At 72.9% G+C, this 14,043-nt stretch carries 8 protein-coding genes and 2 pseudogenes; 5 read left to right on the forward strand and 5 right to left on the reverse strand.

The features are described from left to right. Positions 1-11: 11 nt before the first annotated feature. From pepN to D9753_RS23405, 3 genes and pseudogenes are all read right to left on the reverse strand, one after another. A pseudogene (gene pepN, locus D9753_RS23395) lies at positions 12-2,586 on the reverse strand (aminopeptidase N). A gap of 165 nt (positions 2,587-2,751) precedes the next feature. Beyond that, positions 2,752-3,009 carry a hypothetical protein gene (locus D9753_RS23400; RefSeq protein WP_121788774.1) on the reverse strand — a complete coding sequence of 86 codons (258 nt, stop codon included), beginning with the start codon at positions 3,007-3,009 and terminating at the stop codon, positions 2,752-2,754. 353 nt (positions 3,010-3,362) lie between these two features. Continuing rightward, the gene (locus D9753_RS23405; RefSeq protein WP_121788775.1) at positions 3,363-4,382 is read right to left on the reverse strand and encodes an aspartate-semialdehyde dehydrogenase; all 1,020 of its coding nucleotides are present in this window, start codon (positions 4,380-4,382) and stop codon (positions 3,363-3,365) included. 329 nt (positions 4,383-4,711) lie between these two features. Here D9753_RS23405 and D9753_RS23410 point away from each other — a divergent pair, with 329 nt between their 5' ends. Continuing rightward, positions 4,712-5,260 (forward strand): RNA polymerase sigma factor, encoded by a 549-nt coding sequence (locus D9753_RS23410; RefSeq protein ID WP_121788776.1) that lies wholly within the window; start codon positions 4,712-4,714, stop codon positions 5,258-5,260. Position 5,261: 1 nt separating this feature from the next. Continuing rightward, positions 5,262-6,425 carry a hypothetical protein gene (locus D9753_RS37150; protein WP_205614237.1) on the forward strand — a complete coding sequence of 388 codons (1,164 nt, stop codon included), beginning with the start codon at positions 5,262-5,264 and terminating at the stop codon, positions 6,423-6,425. 328 nt (positions 6,426-6,753) lie between these two features. On the opposite strand, the gene D9753_RS23420 is transcribed toward D9753_RS37150, so the two are convergent. Together D9753_RS23420 and D9753_RS23425 are read right to left on the reverse strand one after the other, a co-directional pair. Further along, positions 6,754-10,059 carry a S8 family serine peptidase gene (locus tag D9753_RS23420; protein WP_121788777.1) on the reverse strand — a complete coding sequence of 1,102 codons (3,306 nt, stop codon included), beginning with the start codon at positions 10,057-10,059 and terminating at the stop codon, positions 6,754-6,756. 154 nt (positions 10,060-10,213) lie between these two features. Then, a pseudogene (locus tag D9753_RS23425) lies at positions 10,214-10,666 on the reverse strand (CGNR zinc finger domain-containing protein); the annotation flags it as partial. A gap of 5 nt (positions 10,667-10,671) precedes the next feature. Here D9753_RS23425 and D9753_RS36655 point away from each other — a divergent pair. The 3 genes from D9753_RS36655 to D9753_RS23435 all read left to right on the forward strand — a co-directional run bounded on the left by D9753_RS36655 (position 10,672) and on the right by D9753_RS23435 (position 14,031). Further along, positions 10,672-10,821 carry a hypothetical protein gene (locus tag D9753_RS36655; RefSeq protein WP_163010551.1) on the forward strand — a complete coding sequence of 50 codons (150 nt, stop codon included), beginning with the start codon at positions 10,672-10,674 and terminating at the stop codon, positions 10,819-10,821. Between the two features lie 200 nt (positions 10,822-11,021). Next, the gene (locus D9753_RS23430; RefSeq protein ID WP_121788778.1) at positions 11,022-12,785 is read left to right on the forward strand and encodes a TIGR03767 family metallophosphoesterase; all 1,764 of its coding nucleotides are present in this window, start codon (positions 11,022-11,024) and stop codon (positions 12,783-12,785) included. A gap of 91 nt (positions 12,786-12,876) precedes the next feature. Next, entirely contained in the window at positions 12,877-14,031 is a 1,155-nt protein-coding gene (locus tag D9753_RS23435; RefSeq protein WP_121788779.1) for a serine hydrolase domain-containing protein, read from the forward strand. Positions 14,032-14,043: the final 12 nt, after the last annotated feature.

Genomic DNA, 14,043 nt, shown 5'->3' on the forward strand with positions numbered 1-14,043 from the left:
CCCTCGGGGTGTTATTCGGCTGCCGTCGCGTCGGCCGCCTGGGCTCGCAGGGCGCGCTCGACGCCCGAGCGGGCCTCCGAGACGAGGCGGCGCAGGGCCGCGTTCGGCTCGGCACCGGCCAGCCAGGTGTCCGTCCGGGCCAAGGTCTCCTCGGAGACCTGGACCGACGGGTACAGGCCGATCGCGATCTGCTGGGCGATCTCGTGCGAACGGGAGTCCCAGACGTCCTTGACGACCTCGAAGTACGTGTCCGCGTACGGCGCGAGCAGCTCGCGCTGGTCGGTCTGGACGAAGCCGCCGATCACGGCCTCCTGCACGGCGTTCGGCAGCTTGTCGGAGTCGATGACCGACGCCCACGCCTCCGCCTTGGCCTCGGCGGTGGGCCGGGCCGCGCGGGCGGTGGCCGCGTGGCGCTCGCCGGCCGCCGTCCTGTCCCGCTCGTACTCGGCGGCGATCTCCGCCTCGTCGTACCGGCCGACGGCCGCGAGCCGCTGGACGAACGCCCAGCGCAGCTCGGTGTCCACGGCCAGGCCCTCCACCGTCTGCGCGCCGTCCAGCAGCGCTTCCAGCAGGTCAAGCTGCTCCGGGGTACGCGCGGTCGCCGCGAACGCCCGCGCCCAGGCGAGCTTGGTGGTCGCTGCCCGGCTCGGCCGCGCGCAGGTGCGCCAGCGTGGCGTCGGTCCAGCGGGTCAGCAGGGCCTCGCGGGAGGCCGGGGCGGCGTACAGGTCGATGGCCAGCTTGACCTGGCGGTGCAGCGACTGCACCACGCCGATGTCGGACTCCTTGCCGATGCCGGACAGCACGAGGGCGAGGTAGTCACGGGCGGCCAGTTCGGCGTCCCGCGTCATGTCCCAGGCCGACGCCCAGCACAGAGCGCGCGGCAGGGACTCCGCGAAGTCGCCGAGGTGCTCGGTGACCGTCCTCAGCGACTCCTCGTCCAGGCGGACCTTGGCGTAGGACAGGTCGTCGTCGTTGAGCAGGACGACCGCCGGACGGCTCCTGCCGGCCAGTTGCGGTACGTCGGTCAGCTCCCCGTCGACGTCCAGCTCGATCCGCTCGGTGCGCACGAGCTTGCCGGAGCCGTCGAGGTCGTACAGGCCCACCGCGATGCGGTGCGGGCGCAGCGTCGGGTCGCCCTTGGCGCCGGCCGGGAGCGCCGGGGCCTCCTGGCGGACGGCGAAGGAGGTGATGGCCCCGTCGGCGCCGGTGGTGATCTCGGGTCGCAGGATGTTGATGCCGGCCGTCTCCAGCCACTTCTTCGACCAGGTCCTCAGGTCGCGGCCGGAGGTCTCCTCCAGGGCGCCCAGCAGGTCGGACAGGCGGGTGTTGCCGAAGGCGTGCCGCTTGAAGTAGGCCTGCACGCCCTTGAAGAACTCGTTTTCACCGACGTACGCGACGAGCTGCTTGAGCACGCTCGCGCCCTTGGCGTACGTGATGCCGTCGAAGTTGACGAGGACGTCGTCCAGATCACGGATGTCCGCCATGATCGGGTGCGTGGACGGTAGCTGGTCCTGCCGGTACGCCCAGGTCTTCATCGAGTTGGCGAACGTGGTCCACGAGTGCGGCCACCTGGAGCCCGGCGCGGCGGCCTGGCAGGCGATGGAGGTGTAGGTGGCGAACGACTCGTTCAGCCACAGGTCGTTCCACCACTCCATGGTCACCAGGTCGCCGAACCACATGTGGGCCAGCTCGTGCAGGATGGTCTCCGCGCGCACCTCGTACGCCGCGTCGGTCACCTTGGAGCGGAAGACGTACTGGTCGCGGATGGTCACCGCGCCGGCGTTCTCCATGGCGCCCGCGTTGAACTCGGGCACGAAGAGCTGGTCGTACTTCGCGAACGGGTACGCGTGGTCGAACTTCTCCTGGAACCAGTCGAAGCCCTGCCGGGTGACCTCGAAGATGGCGTCCGAGTCGAGGAACTCGGCGAGCGAGGGCCGGCAGTAGATGCCGAGTGGAACGCTGCGCCCGTCCTTCTCGTACACGCTGTGCACGGAGTGGTACGGGCCGGCGATCAGCGCGGTGATGTACGTCGAGATCCGCGGGGTCGGCTCGAAGACCCAGACGTTGTCCGCCGGTTCCGGCGTCGGCGAGTTGGAGATGACGGTCCAGCCGGCGGGCGCCTTCACGGTGAACTGGAAGGTGGCCTTCAGGTCCGGCTGCTCGAACGAGGCGAACACCCGGCGGGCGTCCGGCACCTCGAACTGGGTGTAGAGGTAGGCCTGGTCGTCCACGGGGTCGACGAAGCGGTGCAGGCCCTCGCCGGTGTTGGTGTAGGCGCAGTCCGCGACCACCCGCAGGACGTTGCGCCCCTCCAGCAGCTCCGGCAGCGTGATCCGCGAGTCGCCGGAGACCTCGGCGGGGTCCAGGTGGTCGCCGTTGAGGACCACCTCGTGGACGGCCGGGGCCACCAGGTCGATGAAGGACCCGGTGCCGCCGCGTGCCACGTCGAAGCGCACCGTGGTCACGGACCGGTAGGTACCGCCCTCCTGCGCGCCGGAGAGGTCGAGATCGATCTCGTACGAGTCAACGGTGAGCAGCTCCGCCCGCTGCTGCGCCTCTTCGCGAGTCAGGTTTGTGCCAGGCACGCGGTCATCTCCTCGTTATGGGTAGGTTGCGACATCCTTCCATGGGATCCACACACGACGCGATGTCCCCGCCCCGCCGGCCGGCGGCGCCCCCCCGCGGGGCCCCGGGCCGCGACACGCCGGAGCCGGGCGGGTACGGGGACCCGCCCGGCTCACGGCCCGCGTTCAGCTCAGCACGATCACCACGACACCGCCGCCGCCGACGACACCGCTGGGGAAGAAGTTCCCGTTCCCGCCACGGTTACCGAAGTTGTCGCAGTTGTCGAACCAGCCGTTGCCGCGATCGAAGCAGCCGCGGTTGGTGGGCACGTGGACCGGGGTGGCTGCCGAGGCCGTGCCCGCCGCGCCGATCGCGGCGCCGCCGGCCAGGAGAACGGCGACCGCGGATCCCGCGAACAGTCGCCTCGCGCGTAGTGGTTTCATGGGCCTGCCTTCCTTCCACGCCCTCGTGCCGGTTGGCCGGTACGGGGGCGATGGCCGCGGCCGTGGTGGGTGCGCGCACGCCGCGGTCGTAGGTGTCGCCGCGCGGGGGACCGGATGCACGGCCCGCGCCGTGCGGGCGGCCCGCCCCGGTGGACAGGGCACTCGTCGACGCCGGTCGCGGCCCCGGTCGCGGCCCTTTCCCTCACGCTAGCCGCCCGCCCCGGACTCAGCATCTCGGGCGGCGACGGCCCCCGAGGGGGCGGGGACACACAAAAAGGGCGGCCGTTCCCGGCCGCCCCTTGCATACGATCCGCGCGCTACGGGACGTACGACCCGCGCGGTACGGACGGGCGTTACCGGCTCGACAGCTCCGCCGCCACCAGCTCCGCGATCTGCACCGCGTTCAGCGCGGCACCCTTGCGCAGGTTGTCGTTGGAGATGAACAGGGCGAGGCCGTTGTCCACCGTCTCGTCGCGGCGGATACGGCCGACGTACGACGGGTCCTGGCCGGCCGCCTGGAGCGGGGTGGGGATGTCGGAGAGGGCGACACCCGGGGCCTTCCCGAGCAGCTCGGTCGCGCGCTCGGGGCTGACCGGGCGGGCGAAACGGGCATTGACCTGGAGGGAGTGGCCGGAGAAGACCGGGACGCGCACGCACGTGCCGGAGACCTTCAGCCCGGGGATCTCCAGGATCTTGCGGGACTCGTTGCGCAGCTTCTGCTCCTCGTCGGTCTCGTTCAGACCGTCGTCCACGATGTTGCCGGCGAGGGGGAGCACGTTGAAGGCGATGGTGCGCTTGTAGACCTGCGGCTCGGGGAAGTCGACCGCCGCGCCGTCGTGGGTGAGCCGGTCGGCCTCGGCGGCCACCTTCTGCACCTGGCCGTGCAGCTCCGCCACGCCCGCGAGACCCGAACCGGACACCGCCTGGTAGGTGGCGACGACCAGCGCCTCCAGCCCGGCCTCCTCGTGCAGCACCTTCAGCACGGGCATCGCGGCCATGGTGGTGCAGTTCGGGTTGGCGATGATGCCCTTGGGGCGGTCGGCGATCGCGTGCGGGTTCACCTCGGACACCACCAGCGGGACCTCGGGGTCCGTGCGCCAGGCGGAGGAGTTGTCGATCACGACGGCCCCCTGGGAGGCGACCTTCTCGGCCAGCGCCCTGGAGGTCGCGCCGCCCGCGGAGAAGAGGACGATGTCCAGACCGGTGTAGTCGGCGCTCGCCGCGTCCTCCACCGTCACGCCGTCCAGCACGGTCCCGGCCGAACGGGCCGAGGCGAACAGGCGCAGCTCCGTCACCGGGAAGTCGCGCTCCGTGAGGATCCTGCGCATGACCGTGCCGACCTGACCGGTGGCTCCGACGATTCCGACCCTCACAGCGACTCCCTCTACGTGTCTCTTGCCCGACCGGGGCTTTTCCATCATGCGGCGAACCCCGGCCCACCTGTCCAGTTCTTTGCCGCGCGTGCCCGAGGAGTGGGACACGATTCACCGGCGCACAGTTCCGTCCGTCCGTCCGGCACCCCGCTGAGCTGGAGATATTCCCTCCCCCAGGGGCACGCGCCGCAAGCTGTGCTGTCCCGCCCCTGCCCGAGGGGATCCCGGCCATACGAGGGTGTGACGTACGCCTCTGCAAGCGTGCGGCGCCGGCTGAACGTTCCGGCCCGCCGCCGCGTCGTAGGGGCAGACGCGTGAGGGGGTGGCCTGTGCTGCGCGGAAGGGCGCGCCGCGACCAGGGGGCGTACGCCGACGGCGGGGACCGTACCGTCGGCGATCCACTGGACGCGGCCCAGGAACGCCGGGTGCGGGCGGTGCTCGCGCTCGGCGGAGTGCCGCAGTCGGACCTGCCGGACGGGGTGCAGCAGGTCCGACTGCGGCTGCTGGAGCGGGCCGCGAGCGGTCGTGAGGCACCGCGGGACGTGTCGGCGTGGGCGGCGGTCGTCGCCTCCAACCTGGCCATGGACTGGCACCGGGCCAAGCGGCGCCGGGAACGGCTGGGGGAGCGGCTCGCCGCGCTGCGCGAGCCCGCGCACCCCTCCGGCGAGGAGACCAGCCTGCTCTCCCTCGCCGTCGCCCGCGGCCTCGACGAACTGCCCGCCGCCCAGCGGCAGGTGGTCGTCCTGCGCTTCTTCGCCGACCTGCCCGTGCGGGACATCGCCGGAGAGCTGGGCATCCCGGAGGGCACGGTCAAGAGCAGGCTGCACACGGCGGTCCGCGCGCTGCGCGACCGGCTGCACGAGGACGAGGTGGTGTGACATGACCGCCGAACACGAGGGCGCGGACGGTGCGCGGGGCGCGGACGGCGCCGGGGAGTACGGCGGCATGGACGCCCTCATGGCCGCGATCACCGGCGACCCCCTCCCGGAGGAGGCCCACCGGGACCCCGCCTTCCGCACCGGCCACCGCGCGGCCGAGGCCGACGTGGCGCTCCTGCGCGACCGACTCCACTGGCTGGCCGAGGCGCTCACGGGGGAACGCGCGAGCGAGGGCGCGGGGGTCCGGGGTTCGGTGGCCGGGAAAGCGGGGGCCGGCCCTGCCGTGGCCGGGGACGGCGGGGCTCGGCCTGCGGGCACCGGGGACGCGGCGGCCGGTGAGCGGGTGGCCGGGCGTGCGGTCGCCGGGGGCGCGGCGGTCGGGGATGCGGTGGTCGGCGAGGCGGTGGTCGGCGAGGCGGTGGCCGGGCGTGCGGCGGTCGGGGATGCGGTGGTCGGCGAGGCGGTGGCCGGGCGTGCGGCGGTCGGGGATGCGGTGGTCGGCGAGGCGGTGGCCGGCGAGGCGGTGGCCGGGCGTGCGGAGGCGCGGGGGGCGGGGAGCACCGGGGCCGGGGGCCCCGGAGGTGCGGGAGGGGGCGTGGCGGGTGGGGGCGTCCCTCGCCGTGGCCGGAGTCGCACCAGGCCCGCCGGGCGGCCGCCCGGGGCGCGGCGGGCCCTGCGGATCGCGCTCGGCTCGCTCGCCGGGGCCGCGGCCTTCTCCCTGGTCCTCGGTCTCGGCTGGCTGGTGACGCGGGCCGGCGGCGGCGCGGACGACAGCGGGGGCTCGTCCAAGAGCGCCGCCGACTCCGCGGGCAAGGGGGCCGGGGACGGCGGGCGCCCGGCGGACGCGGAACGCGAGCTGGCCTGTTCCCGGCTGGTGGTGGAGGGCACCGTGGCGAAGGTGCGGCGGCTGCCGGACTCCCCGGCCAGCCGGGTCACGCTGACCGTGCTCCGCTCGTACAAGCCCGCGCGCGGCCCGGCCGAGGTCGCCTTCCTGCTGGACGGCGGCACGCAGCCGGCGCCGCGCACGGGACAGCGCGTCGTGGTCGGGGTCGGCCGGGGTGAGGAGGAGGCGAGCGTGTGGGCCCTCGGTGACGCCCAGGTGGCCGCCGCCCGCGCCTGGATCACCGACACCCTGCCCGGATCCCGGCACACGTCCTGCCCCTGACCCGCTATGCCGCGAACGGTGGCCCCGAACGTCCACACCGCCCCCACGTCCCAGGACCGGCGCTGAAAGGAGACGTCATGACGTCACGGCGGACGAGGGAAGTCGCGGGGCGGGGGCAGGGGCAGGGGCACGCGGACGTGGACCACGGTGAGCCGGGAAGCCGGGAAGCCGGGAAGCCGGGCGCCGCAGGGCCGGTGACCTGTGCCGCGCCCCTGGCCGGGGCTGGGCGGGCCCGTACCGGCGAGGACCCCTGGCGGGGCCGGTGGGGGCGGTGGAGGAAAGGGGCGGGGGTCCCGTCGGACGCCCGCCCCCCGGTTGTGTCACCTCGTTACGGGGTGACCTTGCCGATCTTCACGCTGCCGGTGCCCGCGACGGTGCCGTGGGCGTTGACCAGTTGCACGCGGCCGAAGAACTCCCGGCCGGCCGGGGCCTCGGCGGCGGCCGTGACCTGGCCGGTCACCGTCGCCGAGTCGCCCGTGCCGAGCTTGACCGGTGCCGAGTCGTCGACCGTGACGGAGCCGAGCGCGGTGGAGAAGAACACGTCCCGGTAGTCGTAGCCGGTCGAGCCGGACGGGACGGAGTAGCCCACGACCTGGACGGTGTAGGTGCCGGCGGCCGGGGACGGTACGGAGACCGCCTCCTCGGAGTCGCCGTCGGCGGACTTGCCGACCTCCTTGCCCGCGGAGTCGTACACCATCAGGTCGAGGTCGGCCGCCGCGTCCGAGACGCCGCCGATGGCGACGTCGAGCGAGGTGGCGCCGGCCGGGACGTCGACCGTGGTGGTCTGCGTCTCGCCTTCCTTGATGGCCGGGCGGGCCGTCTTGGCGGAGCCCAGGGGGCCGCCGATGAGCTTGCCGTCCAGTGCCGCGTACGTGTTGGTGACCTTCCAGGAGGCGGCGGTCGGCGTACCGGCCTTGGCCTCGGGGACGGTCACGGTCTCGGGGTCGAAGGCGGCGCCGAGGACGGAGACGTCCAGCCGGTAGGGGTTGTCGAGCAGCGGCGAGGTGCGCCGGGCCTCGACCTCGACCTCCCAGACGCCGGGCTGCGGGTCGGCGTACGCGCGCACGTCCGGCTTGCAGCCGTTGCCGTCCAGGTAGTTGTTGTAGCAGTACGGGGTGCCGGTGTTGTCCGACGGGACGCCGTAGGGGTGGATGGCGACGAACCGGGTCTGGCTCTTGTCCCGCAGCCCGCCGATCGCGACCTCCAGCGACTTCGCGCCCTCGGGCACGGTCAGGAAGTACGACCGCGTGCTGTTGCGCTGCACCGAGTCCGACGCCGAGAAGGCGTAGTGGACCGGGTCGGCGACGACGACCGTGGTGAGGACCTGCTTGTCGATGCCCTCGGTCCGCGGGTCGTCGACCTCCAGGATCGCGCTCTTGATGCCCGCCGACGCCGGGGCCGCCCGGACCTTGACGGTCACCGGCTGGTTCAGCGGCAGCCGCACCACGTCGTCGCCGACGATCCGGAAGGTGTGGCCGGCGTTGTTCTCGAAGTGCAGCTCGTGCCGGACCGCCTGGTCCGGGCCGGAGGTGCGGGTGATCGTGATGTCGTACGTCTTCTTCTGCCCGGCCTTCAGGCCGCCCTCGCGGTCGTACAGGCCGGTGCCGTAGCCCGGGGTCTTCAGGGCGCCGTCCATCGCGGTGTCGACCGGTGCCTTGACGGTGTAGTCGTGGGCGGAGGCGCCGTCCTCGACCGACTCCCACGCGTCCACGACGTTGATGAGGCCCGCACCCTCCTCGTAGGCCTGTACGCCCTTGATGTGGTCGGCGGTCGAGGTCAGCGCGGTGCGGAGCCCGGCGGGCGTCAGGTCGATGCCCTTCTGCTTCGCGGCGGACAGCAGCAGCGCGGAGGCGCCGGTGGCCTGCGGGGAGGCCATCGAGGTGCCCTGGAGCATGGAGTAGCCGGCCGGCAGCGTGTAGCCCGCCTCGGCGACCGGGGCGCCCGGCAGCCAGGTCTGGGTGGTGTTGATGGCGGCGCCGGGCGCGGTCAGGGTCGGGGTGAAGCCGCCGTCCTCGCGCGGGCCGCGCGAGGAGAAGGGCATCATCGCGTACCTGGTCTCCACGGCCGAGCCGTAGTTGGCGGCCCAGGTCTGCTTGGAGATGGCCGCGCCGACCGAGATGACCTTGTCGGCCAGGCCGGGGTCGCCGATGGTGTTGGCGCCGGGGCCGGAGTTGCCGGCGGAGATCACCAGTTGGACGCCGTAGGTGTCGATGAGCCGGGTGTACAGCTCGGCGCGCGCGTTGTTGCCGTCGTTCAGCGCGGGCAGGCCGCCGATCGACATGTTGACGATGTCGACGCCCCGCTTGGTGACGAGGTCGATCATGCCTTCGGTGAGGGCGACGTTGGTGCAGCCGCCGGTCCAGGTGCAGGCCCGCGAGGAGACGAGCTTGGCGCCGGGGGCCGCGCCGTTCATCTTCCCGCCGAACAGGCCGTGGGCGGCGGTGATGCCGGCGACGTGGGTGCCGTGCTCGGACTCGATGACGCCGATGTTGACGTAGTCGGCCTTGGCGCCCGAGGAGTTGTAGACGACGTCCTTGCGGGTCTCGACCACGAAGGGGACGCGTTCGGCGACGTCCGTCGCCGGATCGTCGGTGCCGAAGTACCCGACCTGGTACCCGTCCTTGTAGGGCTTCATCGGCGTGTCGTCGGTGAAGTCCAGGTTGTCGTTCGTGTCGACGCGGACCGTGCCGGCGGCCGGGTCGTAGAGCACGCCCCAGGCGTCGGTGGTGTCGCCGTCGCGGTTGAGGTCGCCCTTCTCGTCGCCGCCGGCGGTGGCGGACTCGTACATGTAGTTGAACTTGTACGAGCCCTCGGGCGCGGTGAACTTCTCGGTGCCCTGCGTGGGCGTGGTGACGGAGAAGGAGGGCCCGGAGACGGCGGTGGTCATCCGCCGCCAGGTGCCGTCGCCGTCGGTGACCGGGTCGGTCGCGGTCACCCAGTCGACGATCTTGCGCTCGCCGGTGGTGGTCTTCTGCAGTGCCGGGTGGCCGAGGTCGATGCCGGAGTCGAGGATGCCGATGGTGACGCCGCGGCCGTCGGCCTTCGGGTGGTCCGCGACGAAGTCGACGGCACCGGTCTCGAAGGACGGGTTGTACGGGTTCTCCGTCGGGGTGCCGCGGTCCGGGCCCGGGTAAGCGGCCTTGCCGGCGGGGGACTTGGCGCCGTGGGGTGCTGGTGCCGGGTCGTCGAGCGGGATCTCCTGCTTGAGGTCGATGGCCCGCACGGAGGACAGCTTCGCGGCGGCGGCGATGGCCGTCTCCGCCCTGCCCGTGGGGACGGTGGCGCGGACGTAGCCGAGCTTGTCGTCGGTGCGGCCGACCAGGCCGCCCTCGACCGCGTCCAGTTCTCCGGCGACCTGCTCGGTCCTGCCGGGCGAGGTCGCGATCATCATGGTGACGGTCTTGTCGCCGTCGGCCTTGGCGTCGGCGAGGAGGGCGGCGTCGTCGGGGCCGAGCTTGTCGTCGGCGGACTTGACGCCGGGGCCGGTGGTGGCCGGGGCGGGCGGCGTGTCCGCGGCGAGGGCCAGCGGTACCGGTCCGGCCGCGGAGAGAGCGGCCACGACACCCACGGCCAGGGCTATGCGGGTCAGGCGTCTCGGGCCGGGTATCGGATCACGCTCGGGCGTGTGGGTCATCGGCATCCCTCAGGTAAAGGAACGAGCGGACGAGAGCGCTCAGCTTCACCCAAGGGCCCTTGTTTTGGGGTCCGTTGACCGAATCGATATGAATGTATGGGGAAAACCCGCGATGGGATGTGCGACGGTCCGTCCCGGTCCGGCCGGGATCTCCTCAGTTCTCCTTGGAGCGGGCGTAATGCCGGGACGCCTTGGCCCGGTTGCCGCACGCGGCCATCGAGCACCACCGCCGGGTGCCGTTGCGGGACGTGTCGAAGAAGTGCAGGACGCAGCCGGTGCCGGAGCAGACGCGGATGCGTTCCGGGGCCCGGCTCAGCAGGTCCAGATAGCTGCGGGCGGCCAGCCAGGCCGGTCCCCAGGACGGGTCGGCGAACTCGGGCTCCTCGGTGGGGCCCTCGGCGGTGAGCCGGGCCCGGATCCGGCCGTGTGCCAGGACGGCGTCCACGAGCGGCGCCGCCTGCTGCGGCGACCCGTCGACCGCGGCCGTGAGCGCCTCGCGTGCCGCGCACAGATGGCGCAGCGCCTCCGCGCCGGCCGGATGGGCCCCGGTCAGCCCGTTGCTCGCGAGCCACACCCCCAGCCCGTCGGTGCAGGCGAGCAGGTCGCGCCGAGGTGACCAGCCCTCCCCGCGTCGGCGGCCACCCCCACCGCACCGTCCGCGACGGCGAGACCGCCGACGGCCAACGCCCCGGCCGCGCGCGCCGGTTCGGCCGGTCCCGGTCCGAAGACCTCCTCCTGCCCCGGGAGATGAACGGGGAGTGACCGGTCTCCGGCGGCCCGCGATCCACTTCGTGACCGCGCCCGGTACCCCGTGATCCACGTACGGTGATCGGCGTCACGCGTTGCCACCGCGTTCACGCGCAGGTCATTCCCGCTGCCAACGATCCATGGTGAGCGGGGCGTTCGCGTCCGTGACGGCCCGCGACCACTGCCGACGCGTTCGCACCCGGGGAGATCGCGCCATGTCGCGCACACGCTCTGTCGCCGCCTTTGCCGCGGGGGTCAACCGCCGCACCGTCCTCGCCGCCGCCGGAGCGGTCTCGCTCTCCGCGGGCGCCGGCTACGCCCTCCACCCCACCGACAGCCAGGCCGCCACCACCCCCGCCGGGGCGGGGGCGCAGACGCCCGTCGCCCACTCCCGGCAGGCCGCCACCACCCCGCTCACCCCCTTCACCAAGGGCACCACCGTCGCCTCCGTCGCCACCCCGCGGAACAGCTCCGGCTACCGCCGCCTCGGCGACGGGCCCGGCTGGCAGCGGGTCGTGCGCACCGAACTGGCGGCACCCCGGTCCGGCCGCGCCGCCCGCCGTACGGCCCTCGCCGCGTTCGTGCAGTTCACCGACCTGCATCTGATGGACGTCCAGCACCCGCTGCGCCTGGAGTACCTGCGCTCCCACGACGTGCACGCCTGGCGCCCGCACGAGGCCCTCACCGTGCCCGGCGCCGTCTCCCTGGTGGAGCGGGTCAACGCGCTGCGCGGCGCCCCCGTCACCGGAGCCCCGCTGCACTTCGTGATGACCACCGGCGACAACACCGACAACAACGCCCACTCCGAACTGGAGTGGTTCATGAAGGTGATGAGCGGTGGCCGCATCACCCCCAACTCCGGTGACCCGAAACACTACGAGGGCGTGCAGAACAGCGGCCTCCCGCTGTACTGGCAGCCCGGCTCCGGCGCCCGCGACCACGACAAGGCGCTCGGTTTCCCCTACCTGAAGGGCTTCCTGGCCGCCGCGATCCGCGAGGTGCGCAGCCCCGGCCTCGACCTGCCCTGGTACTCCACCGCCGGCAACCACGACGCCCTCCCGCTCGGCTGCTACGGCTCCCACGGCGACCCCTACCTCACCGAGGCGGCCATCGGCGGCCGCAAGCTGCTGAGCGTCCCCGCCGCCGACGCCAAGAAGCTCCAGGACGCCATCAAGAACGCGAAGGACCCCCGGGGCACCGGCTACCGCGACTTCCTCAAGGCCCACGCCCGCTCCATGCGCCCGGTCACGCCGGACGAGAAGCGGGCCCCCTACACCCAGGGGGACTACCTCAAGGCCCATCTGGACCCCGCCCACCAGGGCGCCGGCCCGGTCGGACACGGCTACTCCTCGGCCAACCTGGACTCGGGCACCCAGTACTACGCCTTCCGTATCTCCGACGACGTCATCGGCATCAGCCTCGACACCACCGGCGCCGGCGGCCACTACGAGGGCTCCATCGGCACCGCCCAGCTCAAGTGGCTCGACAGGACGCTGAAGGAGCACAACGACTCCTACGCCGTCGTTTTCAGCCATCACACCAGCGCGACGATGACCAACACCCGCCCCGACCCGGCCCGTCCGGGCGAGAAGCGGCACGGCGGCGCCGAGGTGATCTCCGTGCTGTGCGCCCACACCAATGTGCTGGCCTGGGTGAACGGCCACATCCACAAGAACGTCGTCACCCCGCACCAGGCCTCCGGCGGCCGTTCCTTCTGGGAGATCTCCACCGCCTCGCACGTCGACTTCCCCCAGCTCGCCCGGGTCATCGAGCTGGTCGACAACAAAGACGGCACGATCTCCGTGTTCACGACCTTGATCGAGGCCGCCGCCCCGCACCGCACCGATTACGCCGACCTGTCCCAGACGGGCCTCGCCGCGCTCTACCGTGAGCTGTCCTACAACGCCCCCGGCGCCAACAAGGCTCTCGCGGGCCACGCGGCCGACCGGAACACGGAGCTGGTGCTCAAGAAGGGCTGAGACTCACTCAACCGGCCCGGTCCGCGCAACCCCCGCGCCCCGGCCGCGGTCCTTTCCCGCGACCACACCGGATCCACCCCTGGGGGAAGACATGCGCGTACGGACGACTCTGGCGGGCACCGCCGCCCTGCTCCTCTCCGTGGCCCTCGCGGCCCCGGCCGTGGCGGCGGCCGGCCCCGCCCGCCACGGCCGGGGCCACGGGCACGGCCACGCCGCGACCCGTGAGGCCGTCGAGGCGGTCGTCCGGGACGGCGTGCCCGGCGTGACCGCCACCGTGAAGGACGCCCACGGCACCTGGTCGGCGACCGCCGGCGTGGGCGACACCCGCACGGACGCGCCGCGTTCGGCCGCCGACCGCTACCGCGTCGGCAGCATCACCAAGACCTTCGTCGCCACCGTCCTTCTCCAGCTCGAGGCGGAGGGCCGGCTCTCCCTGGAGGACACGGTGGACGCGTGGCTGCCGGGCGTCGTCCGCGGCCACGGCCACGACGGCCACGCGATCACCGTCCGGCAGCTTCTCAACCACACCAGCGGCATCCACAACTACACGGAGGACGAGGACTTCACCCGCACCTACTTCCTCAAGGACGGCTTCCTGCGGCACCGCTACGACACCCTCGCCCCGCGGGACCTGGTGGCCATCGCGATGCGGCACAGTCCGTACTTCGCCCCGGGCACCTCCTGGCACTACTCCAACACCAACTACGTCCTGGCCGGCATGGTGATCGAGAAGGTGACGGGCCACCCGTACGCCACGGAGATCCGCCGCCGCATCCTGGAACCCCTGCACCTGACGGCCACCTCCGTCCCCGGCACGAGGGTCACCGTCCCGCGGCCGAGCAGCCGTGCCTACGGCAAGCTCGCCGAGACGGCGACGGGCCCGACCTACGACGTCACGGACCTCAACCCGTCCTTCGCCTCCGCCGCGGGCGAGATGATCTCCGACTCCGCCGACCTGGACCGCTTCTACAGCGCCCTGCTGCGCGGGAGGCTCCTGCCGCCGCGGCAGCTCACGGAGATGAAGACCACCGTGAAGGGCGCCGAGGTGCCCCGCGCCGGCTACGGCCTCGGCCTCCAGGAGACCGTGCTGGACTGCGGAGTGCACGTCTGGGGCCATGACGGCGGCATCCACGGCTCCGGGTCGGCCGCCGTGACGACCGCGGACGGCCGGCACTCCCTGGCCCTGAACCTGAACGCGGACTGGACCGGGGACCCGGACGCGGTGGTGCGGGCGGAGTTCTGCTGACCACCGTCCCGG

This window comes from Streptomyces dangxiongensis (assembly GCF_003675325.1).
In the GTDB taxonomy this organism is placed as follows: Bacteria; Actinomycetota; Actinomycetes; order Streptomycetales; family Streptomycetaceae; genus Streptomyces; species Streptomyces dangxiongensis.